The following is a 9,366-nucleotide window of genomic DNA, read 5'->3' on the forward strand; positions in this document are numbered from 1 at the left end:
CTTCGGTGGCGGCGGGGCCGACCAGGTCAGCGCGACCGGGCTGGCCGCCGAGTTGGTCATCGACAAGGCCGGCGGCGGCGGGGGCGGCAGTGGCTTCGGTCTGCCCGGGACGGCGTTCGGCCTGGCCCCGGGGATGGCCGACGGCATCATCCAGTTGCGCTTCAAGGCGGTCCTGCTCGGCGTCGACATCAGCCGGGTCTGCGAGCCCGGCGGCCCGGTGCCGGCGGGTTGGTTGCTCCAGGAGGGCACCGACGGGGCGGACGTCCTGGTCGGGACGGACGGCAACGACCTGATCCGCGGCCGGCTCGGCACCGACCGGATCTCCGCCAAGGGCGGGGACGACATCCTCTGCGGCGACGCCGCCGCTGATGTGCTCCGCGGCGGGCCGGGCAACGACCTGCTGCTGGGCGGCCGCGGCCGCGACCGGCTGGACGGCGGCGCCGGCCAGGACCGCGGGCTCGACCTGGATCCGGCCACCGAGCGGATCGGCAGCGAGTTCCGCGACTAGGTTCCCGCTGGCCCTTGTCCAGGGCGCGCCGCGGGCGATCTTCGGTCAATTCCCGGCTGCGTGGAACGCGGTTCTACAATCGGTGGTTGAAGCCGTGTTCATGGATTCGTGAACCAGGCTCGGAATGCTGGTTAACCGCTCGCGCGCCTGAAACGATGTCGCTGCGACGGATGTGACACGAGGGACATCTCGCGTGGACGCGCGGGAGCAACCGGAATGGACGGCGACATGGCTGGCACTGCTCCGAGTAGTGCTGCGGGCAAGCTCGCCCGTTTCCCTTGCGGGCCGAAGACCAAGTACGCCGTCGTCCTGTTCTGGGTGATCGCCGTGGTCTGCATGGCTCCGCTCGCCGGCAAGCTCGGCGACGTCCAGGAGAACGAGGCCGTCAACTGGCTGCCCAGCAGCGCTGAGTCCACCCAGGTCTACAAGGTGATGGAGAAGTTCCAGAACCCGAACGAGGCCCCGGCGGTGGTCGTCTACGAGCGTCGTGAGGGCCTGACCGACGCGGACCGCGAGCGAGCCAAGAACGACGCCGCCGCCTTCAACGACCTCGAGGGCGTCGAGGCGCCGGTCGAGGGCCCGTTCGAGTCCGAGGACGGCAAGGCCCTGCAGATGGTCGTGCCCTTCGACATGGGCGACAAGGGCAACGGCTGGGAGAAGCTGCCCGACTTCGTGGACGAGATCAAGTCCTTCGACGTCAAGGGCGACGGGATGCTGGTCTACGTCACCGGCCCGGCCGGCTTCAACGGTGACTTCGCCGCCGCGTTCGACGGCACCGAGGGCGCGCTGCTGCTCGCTGCCCTCGCCGTGGTGATCCTGATCCTGTTGATGACCTACCGCAGCCCGATCCTGTGGTTGCTGCCGGTGCTCTCGGCGGTCTTCGCGCTGATCGTCGCGATGGGCATCATCTATCTGCTCGCCGACGCCGGAGCGCTCACCGTTACCGCGCAGGCCCAGATCATCCTCTCGATCCTGGTCTTCGGCGCGGGAACGGACTACGCCCTGCTGCTGGTCGCGCGTTACCGGGAAGAACTCCGTCGTCACGAAGACCGCCACGAGGCGATGGCGTTCGCCCTGCACCGGGCCGGCCCGGCGGTCTTCGCCAGTGGGGTGACCGTGCTGCTCGGCCTGCTCTGCCTGTCCTTCGCCGACATGAATTCGACCTCGAGCATGGGCCCGGTGCTGGCGATCAGCATCGGCGTCGGCCTGCTGGTGATGATGACGCTGCTGCCGGCCATGCTCGTCATCGGCAGCCGCTGGATGTTCTGGCCGACGCACCCGGACTTCGGCACTTCGGATCCGTCCGAGCAGGGAATCTGGTCCAAGGTCGCCGGCGCGATCACTCCGCGCCCGCGCACGATCTGGGTGGGCACCACGCTGGTGCTCGCCGCGCTGTCCTTCGGCGTCACGCAGATCGACTCCGACGGACTGAGTTACGAGGACAGCTTCACCAACGTCCAGGATTCGATCGTCGGACAGAAGGCGCTGGAGGCGCACTTCCCGTCCGGCACCGGCGACCCGGTGATCGTGATGACCGACGCCGCCCACGGGGACTCCGTCGCCGAGGCGCTGGGCCGGGTCGACGGCATCGTGCCGGACTCGGTGGTCCAGAGCCCTGATGCGGGCGGGCTGTCCTACCTGGAAGCCACGCTCACCGATCCGCCGGACGGTGACGCGGCCAAGGACACCATCGAACGGGTGCGCGACGCGGTACACGCGGTTCCCGGTGCCGATGTCCGGGTCGGTGGCAGCACCGCCGTGCAGCTGGACACCCGCGAAGCCTCGTCCCGGGACAACAAGGTGGTCATCCCGATCACCCTGATCGTGGTCTTCCTGATCCTGATGGTGCTGCTGCGGGCCCTGGTGGCGCCGCTGCTGCTGCTCGGAACCGTCATCCTGTCCTTCGCTGCGGCGTTCGGGCTGAGTGCGATCGTGTTCACCCACCTGCTCAACTACGAAGGCACCGACGCCAGCCTGCCGCTGATGGGCTTCGTGTTCCTGGTCGCCCTGGGCATCGACTACAACATCTTCCTGATGACGCGCGTCCAGGAGGAGGCGAGACAGGTCGGCACGCGCCGGGGCGCCATCGTCGGTCTGACCGCCACCGGCGCCGTCATCACCTCGGCCGGCTTGGTGCTGGCCGGCACCTTCTCGGTGATGACCGCGGTGCCGATGATCTTCATGGTCGAGATCGGCTTCCTGGTCGCGGTCGGCGTACTCCTCGACACCTTCATCGTGCGTTCGGTGCTGGTCACCGCCCTCGCGCTGGACTTCGACCGGCACATCTGGTGGCCGAGTCCGATGAGCAAGGCGGATCACCTTCCGGGACAGGGCGACGGCGGGCACGAGGCCATCCCGGCCAAGGTCCCGGCCCTGGTCGGGGTGACCGCGGCGGCCAACGCCGAGATCGCCCACACCGCTGCCCCCGCCGCGTTCTCCGAGGTCTCGCCGGCCGCTGCGCCGGCGCCCTCGCCGTGGCAGAAGACGGACGCGGGGGTCCCGCCGATCGCGCCCGTCGGGTTGACCAACGGCGCGGCGCCGACGCCCGCCATGCCGCTGATCCCGCCGGTGGCCCCGCCGGTCGTTCCGGCGGTCGCGCCCCCGGTGCCGTCGCCGTCACCGGAGCGCAACGGCACAATGGGCCGCGTGACACACGAGAACCTGCTCGCGGGCCCGCCCGCGACCCTGCTGCCCGAGTTGGACGAAGCCCGAAGCCTGATGGACAACGGGACGGACGCCACCGAGGTGGCGGCCCGCTTCCCCGACTACTCCCGGGCCTGGGCGACGCTGGCGGATGCGGCCTTCACCCGCGGGTCGGTGGTCGAGTCCTACGCGTACGCGCGCACCGGTTACCACCGTGGACTGGACGCGCTGCGCCGCAGCGGCTGGCGCGGGCACGGCCCGGTGCCGTGGGACCACGAGCCCAACCAGGGCTTCCTGCGCTCCCTGCACGGGCTCGGCCGGGCCGCCGCCGCGATCGGCGAGGAGGCGGAGGCGCAGCGCTGCTTCTCCTTCCTGACCGAGAGCAGCCCCGCAGCCGCCGAAGCACTGGTCGCCCCCCGCAGCTGACGCGCCTGCGGCGCCCGGCGGGCGCAGGATCACCGCAGGTAGCCTGGGGCGCTGGTTTGCCAGGTTTTCCCAGGTTTTCGACAGGTCGGAGGCGCTGACGTATGCCCGTCATCGTGCTGGTCGGCGCCCAGTGGGGCGACGAAGGCAAGGGCAAGGCCACCGACCTGTTGGGGGCGGCCGGCAACGACCCCGTCGACTACGTCGTGCGCTACCAGGGTGGCAACAACGCCGGGCACACCGTCGTCATCGGTGACCAGCACTACGCGCTGCACCTGCTGCCCTCGGGGATCCTCACCCCCGGTTGCACCCCGGTCATCGCCAACGGCGTCGTCATCGACCCGGGCGTGCTGCTCCAGGAGATCGCCGGGCTGCAGGACCGCGGCGTCGACACCTCGAAGCTGCTGATCTCCGGCAACGCGCACCTGATCACGCCGTACCACACCACGCTCGACAAGACCCGCGAGCGCTTCCTCGGCAAGAACAAGATCGGCACCACCGGACGGGGCATCGGCCCGGCCTACGCGGACAAGGTCAACCGCATCGGCGTGCGGGTGCAGGACCTGTTCGACGAGAAGATCCTGCGGCAGAAGATCGAGGCCGCACTGGTCGACAAGAACCCGCTGCTGGTGAAGATCTACAACCGGCGCGCGATCACCGTCAACGAGGTCGTCGAGGAGTTCCTGCCCTTCGCCGACGCGCTGCGCCCGCACGTCACCGACACCTCGCTGGTGCTCAACCGGGCCCTGGACGAGGGCAAGCTGGTCTGCCTGGAGGGCTCGCAGGGCACGCTGCTCGATGTCGACCACGGCACGTATCCGTTCGTCACCTCCTCGAACCCGACCTCCGGCGGCGCGTGCACCGGGTCGGGGATCGGGCCGACCCGGATCGACCGGGTATGCGGAATCCTCAAGGCCTACACGACCCGGGTCGGGTCCGGGCCGTTCCCGACCGAGTTGTTCGACTCCAACGGGGAGTTCCTGCGTCGCGTCGGGCACGAGGTCGGCGTCACCACCGGCCGGGCCCGCCGCTGCGGCTGGTTCGACGCGGTGATCTCCCGGTACGCGACGCGGGTCAACGGCCTCACCGACTTCTTCCTGACCAAGCTCGACGTGCTGACCGGGCTGGAGCAGATCCCGGTCTGCGTGGCCTACGACATCGACGGGGTCCGGCACGACGAGATGCCGATGAGCCAGACCGACTTCTTCCACGCCACCCCGGTGTACGAGGAGCTGCCGGGTTGGACCGAGGACATCACCGGCGCGCGGTCGGTCTCCGACCTGCCGAAGAACGCGCAGGCCTATGTCACCGCCCTGGAGGAGATGTCCGGCGCCCCGATCTCCGCGATCGGCGTCGGCCCCGGGCGCGACCAGACGATCGAGGTCCGCTCGCTGGTGAAGTGACCCGACTTCTGCTGCGCGGGTCGCGTTCATCGGAGCACCTCGATGGGCGCGCCAGGCGGCAGAGGTTGCGTGTCCTAGGCTCGCGCCGTGAAGGTTCTGGTGATCGGCGGCGGTGGCCGCGAGCACGCGCTGTGCCTGGCATTGTCCGCCGACCCTGGGGTCACCGAACTGCACTGCGCGCCGGGCAACGCCGGCATCGCCGCGCTCGCCACTCTGCATCCGGTGAACGCCACCGACCCGACCGCGGTCGCCGACCTGGCCGATGCCCTCGACGCCGATCTGGTCGTGATCGGGCCCGAGGGCCCGCTGGTGGCGGGGGCCGCGGACGCGGTGCGGCTGCGCGGGATCGCCTGCTTCGGCCCGTCCGCCGCGGCGGCCGTGCTGGAGGGGTCCAAGGCCTTCGCCAAGGAGGTCATGGCCTACGCCGAGGTGCCGACCGCGATGGCCAGGGTCTGCGACGACCTGGACGAGGTCGCCGCCGCCCTGGACGCCTTCGGCCCGCCGTACGTGGTCAAGGACGACGGCCTTGCCGCGGGCAAGGGTGTCGTGGTCACCGAGGACCGGGAGGCTGCGCTCGCCCACGCCAAGGCCTGCTCGGGCCGGGTGGTCATCGAGGAGTTCCTGGACGGACCCGAAGTCTCGGTGTTCGCCCTGACGGATGGTCAGACCGTGCGGGCGCTGCTGCCCGCGCAGGACTTCAAGCGCGTCGGCGACGGTGACGCCGGGCCGAACACCGGCGGGATGGGTGCGTACTGCCCGCTGCCCTGGGCGCCGGCCGACCTGCTCGAGCAGGTGACGGCGCGGGTGCTGGAGCCGACCATCGCGGAGATGCGCCGCCGCGGCACCCCGTTCGCCGGGCTGCTCTACGCGGGGTTGGCGATGACCTCACGCGGGATGCGGGTGATCGAGTTCAACGCACGCTTCGGTGACCCGGAGACCCAGGTCGTGCTCGCCCTGCTGCGCAACCCGCTGGGGGCTTTGCTGGAGGCCGCGGCGATCGGCCAACTGGACAAGGTCGAGCCGCTGAACTGGCGGGAGGGCTCCGCGGTCACCGTCGTGGTGGCGGCGCCGAACTACCCTGGCCCGCCGGTCACCGGCGGAGCGATCGGCGGCCTGGACGAGGCCAACGCCGCCCCGGGCGTGCAGGTCATCCACGCCGGCACGGCGCTGGACGGCGCCGGCGCCGTGGTCAGCTCCGGGGGTCGCGTGCTGTGCGTGACCGCGACCGGCGCGGACCTGGCCGAGGCCCGGTCCCGGGTCTACACCGGCGTCGCCGCCGTCACCCTCGACGGCTCGCACCACCGCACCGACATCGCCCTGGCCGCCGAGCGCGGCGAGGTCATCATTCCCGGAGCAAGCTGACGCCTTATCCCTGATGCACCCCTGATGCACCCCCCACCCCAGGAGGAGCCATGCACCTCGCCGAGGTCTACCACGCCAGCCGCACCCGGCTTATGGAGCAAGCCGCGAATCTGACGGAGGCTCAGCAGAGCGCCCAGGTGCCCGCGACGCCGCTGTGGACCGTCGCGGACGTCTACCGGCACCTGACCGGCGTCGCCTCCGATGTGCTCACCGGGCGGCTGGAGGGCCGGGGAACCCCCGAGTGGACAGCGGTCCAGGTCGCCAGCCGCGCCGAGCTCGGGCTCGCTGAAGTCTGCGCGGAGTGGGATCAGATCGCGCCGAAGCTCGAGCAGCTGATCCACGATTCCGGCTTCGAGATGGCCCGCGCCTGCTTCGACGTGTGGGCCCATGAGCAGGACGTTGCCGATGCTCTCGGGGGCGAGGGCGATCGCAGCGACCCGGCGATCCCGACCCTCGTGGCCAGCCTGCTCGCCATGCTGCGCGGGAACTGGGCCGCCCACCCGGACCTGCCCACCGTCGAGTTGGTCGTCGACGGGGACTCGCACCGCTACGGCGAAGGGGAGCCCGAGCTCACGTTGCGGAGCAGCGGCTACGAGTTCGTCCGCATGATCATCAGCCGGCGGAGCAAGGAGCAGATGCTCGCCGCCGACTGGACCGGTGCGAGCCCGTCCCGGATCTTCGACGCCCTCTGCGTCTTCCCGCTCCCCGAGGACCACCTCGCCGACGTCCCGGGGGATGCGCGAGGATGGGCCCGTGATTGAGCGTTACACCCTGCCCGAGATGGGCCGCGTCTGGAGTGAGGCGCACAAGTACGAGCTGTGGTGCCACGTGGAGACGCTGGTGCTGGAGGCGCACGCCGCGGCCGGCGTCGTCCCGGCCGACTGCGTCGAACCGGTGCGCAATGCAGCGCCGCCGACGCCCGAGGCCGTGAAGGAGATCGAGGACGTCACCCAGCACGACGTCATCGCCTTCCTGTCCGCGTGGGCGAACAACACCACCCCGCGCGAGGCCGCCGCCTACGTGCACTTCGGGATGACGTCCTCGGACCTGCTCGACACCGCGCTGGGCCTGCAGCTGACCGAGGCCACCGACATTCTGCTGGCCAAGGCGGACACGCTCGTCGCCACGCTGCGGGATCACGCGCTGGCGCACAAGGAGACCCTGCGGGTCGGGCGCACCCACGGCATCCACGGCGAGCCCGACGTCTGGGGCCACCGGGTGGCGGACTTCGCCTTCGGGATGGCGCGATCCCGGGACCGGTTGCGCGCCGCCCGCGAGGCCGTCGCGGTGATGGCGATCTCCGGCGCCGTCGGCACCTACTCCAACATCGACCCGGCGGTGGAGCAGCACGTCGCGGCCGCCCTGGGTCTACGGCGGGCGGACGTCTCCACCCAGGTGGTGTTGCGCGACGGCATCTCCGAGTGGGTGTCCGCGCTGGCGATCCTGGCCACCGTCTGCGAGGCGATCGCGCTCGAGGTGCGGCACGGCCAGCGCACCGAGGTCCGGGAGACCTGGGAACCCTTCGGTAAGGGCCAGAAGGGCTCCTCGGCCATGCCGCACAAGAAGAACCCGATCATGAGCGAGCGGATCTGCGGCATGGCCCGGATCGTGCGCGCCCAGATCGTGCCGGTGATGGAGGGCATCCCGCTCTGGCACGAGCGGGACATCTCGCACTCCTCGGTCGAGCGCATCTCGCTGCCCGATGCCGCGGCGGCCACCGACTACCTGCTGCACCTGACCAACCGGCTGATGTCCGGGCTGGTTGTCGATGCCGACCGGATGCGGACGAACCTCGACCTGACCGCCGGGCTGATCTACACCTCGACGGTGCTGCTGGAGATCGTCGAGACCGGCGCCTCCCGCGAGGACGCCTACGCCCTGGTGCAGGGCGCGGCGATGCAGACCTGGCAGGAGAACATCCCGTTCCGGGAGACGCTGCGCGCGCGCGCAGCCGAGGCCGGGATCGCCCTCGACGAGGGGCGCCTGGACGAGGTCTGCCGCCCCGAGCGTTTCGTCACCCGCCTGGCGCCGATGTTCGAGCGCCTGGAGAAGCTGAGCTGACGCCACCCTGCGGATGACATCCGTTGCGGGATGTCATCCGCAGCGAATCGGGCGGATCAGCCGAAGGACAGGCCGGGCAGGCCGATCGGGCCGGCGCCGGGGGCGAGGTTGATCGAGGTGATCCCGAGGTTGATCGAGGTGCCCTCGGGCTCCTCCGGCTTCGGGGCCGGCTTGACCGGCTCGGTCTTCACGTCCGAGGCCGAGCGGGACATCGTCATCACGACCGGGCGCGGGGTCGGCCGTGGCGACGCCTTCGGGGCGTCCCGACCGGTCGAGCCGTCGCCCGAGTCCGGCCCGTTGTCGTCGACCGGGTTGGTCGGGGCGACCGGGATCACGGTGAACATCGACGGGGTGGCCAGCTTCGCCGGCGCGGCGTCCTCGTCGGCGAAGGCCAGGGTGCCGAGCAGGCCGGCGGTGATCAGCGCGATCGCGGAGAGGGCGACCGCGAGCGGACGGGCGGCATCGCGCATCAGGGCGGCGAAGCGGCCGTGGCCGGCATGGCCCGCGCCCTCGCGGTCCAGGTAGGCCGGCGCGGCCGGGCCGAGGACGACGGTGGCGACGAGCAGCGCCAGGTCGGACTCGACCGCCAGGACGGCCGGAGCCACCACGGCGCACAGCTCGCAGGTCCCGACGTGGGCGCTGACCTTGGCGGTGTCGGGCTCGGAGAGGGTGTTGCGGGCGAAGCCGTTGAGCCGGTTGGTGGTCCAACGGCACTCCGGGGAGCTGATCGCGGCGCGGTGCTCGAGCAGCTGCGCGGCGCGCAGGCTGTCCCGGGCGGCGAAGCTCAGCTCGGCGACGCCGGTGGCCTCCAGGCCGAGCAGCTTGCCGGTCTCCAGCAGCGGCTCGCCCTCGACCTCGGTGTGCCAGAGCGCGACCTGCGCGTCCTCGGCCAGCCCCCGGAACGCGGCAGCGGTGGTCTGGACGCAGGCCGCCGGGAAGGCGCTACCGGCGGTCCCGGTCCGGGTG

The 9,366-nt window shown here is 71.2% G+C and carries 6 protein-coding genes and 1 pseudogene; 6 read left to right on the plus strand and 1 reads right to left on the minus strand.

Features of this window, described 5'->3' with window-relative positions:
* The 6 genes from H0X00_RS17715 to purB form a co-directional block, all read left to right on the plus strand.
* A partial coding sequence (locus H0X00_RS17715; RefSeq protein ID WP_367186679.1) for a calcium-binding protein occupies positions 1 to 508 on the plus strand: 508 nt, incomplete at its 5' end.
* Between the two features lie 228 nt (positions 509 to 736).
* Complete coding sequence (locus tag H0X00_RS17720; protein WP_293773468.1) at positions 737 to 3,577, plus strand: DUF3151 family protein; 2,841 nt, start codon at positions 737 to 739, stop codon at positions 3,575 to 3,577.
* Positions 3,578 to 3,678: 101 nt separating this feature from the next.
* Positions 3,679 to 4,977, plus strand: a complete 1,299-nt coding sequence (locus H0X00_RS17725) for an adenylosuccinate synthase (RefSeq protein WP_293773470.1) — start codon at positions 3,679 to 3,681, stop codon at positions 4,975 to 4,977.
* An 87-nt stretch (positions 4,978 to 5,064) separates the two neighbouring features.
* Complete coding sequence (gene purD / locus H0X00_RS17730; RefSeq protein WP_293773472.1) at positions 5,065 to 6,339, plus strand: phosphoribosylamine--glycine ligase; 1,275 nt, start codon at positions 5,065 to 5,067, stop codon at positions 6,337 to 6,339.
* A gap of 50 nt (positions 6,340 to 6,389) precedes the next feature.
* The gene (locus H0X00_RS17735) at positions 6,390 to 7,100 is read left to right on the plus strand and encodes a maleylpyruvate isomerase family mycothiol-dependent enzyme (protein WP_293773474.1); all 711 of its coding nucleotides are present in this window, start codon (positions 6,390 to 6,392) and stop codon (positions 7,098 to 7,100) included.
* Positions 7,093 to 8,400 (plus strand): adenylosuccinate lyase, encoded by a 1,308-nt coding sequence (gene purB / locus H0X00_RS17740; RefSeq protein WP_293773477.1) that lies wholly within the window; start codon positions 7,093 to 7,095, stop codon positions 8,398 to 8,400. The genes H0X00_RS17735 and purB overlap by 8 nt, the downstream gene beginning before the upstream one ends.
* 56 nt (positions 8,401 to 8,456) lie before the next feature.
* Here the strand turns inward: purB and H0X00_RS17745 are convergent.
* Positions 8,457 to 9,366 (minus strand): annotated as a pseudogene (locus tag H0X00_RS17745) (hypothetical protein); the annotation flags it as partial.

The sequence above is a fragment of the Sporichthya sp. genome (assembly GCF_013815995.1).
GTDB lineage: Bacteria > Actinomycetota > Actinomycetes > Sporichthyales > Sporichthyaceae > Sporichthya.

Coding starts and splice junctions, on each gene's coding strand:
- H0X00_RS17735 (WP_293773474.1), top strand. CDS start 6,390: ATGCACCTCGCCGAGGTCTACCACGCCAGCCGCACCCGGCTTATGGAG.
- H0X00_RS17725 (WP_293773470.1), top strand. CDS start 3,679: ATGCCCGTCATCGTGCTGGTCGGCGCCCAGTGGGGCGACGAAGGCAAG.
- H0X00_RS17720 (WP_293773468.1), top strand. CDS start 737: ATGGCTGGCACTGCTCCGAGTAGTGCTGCGGGCAAGCTCGCCCGTTTC.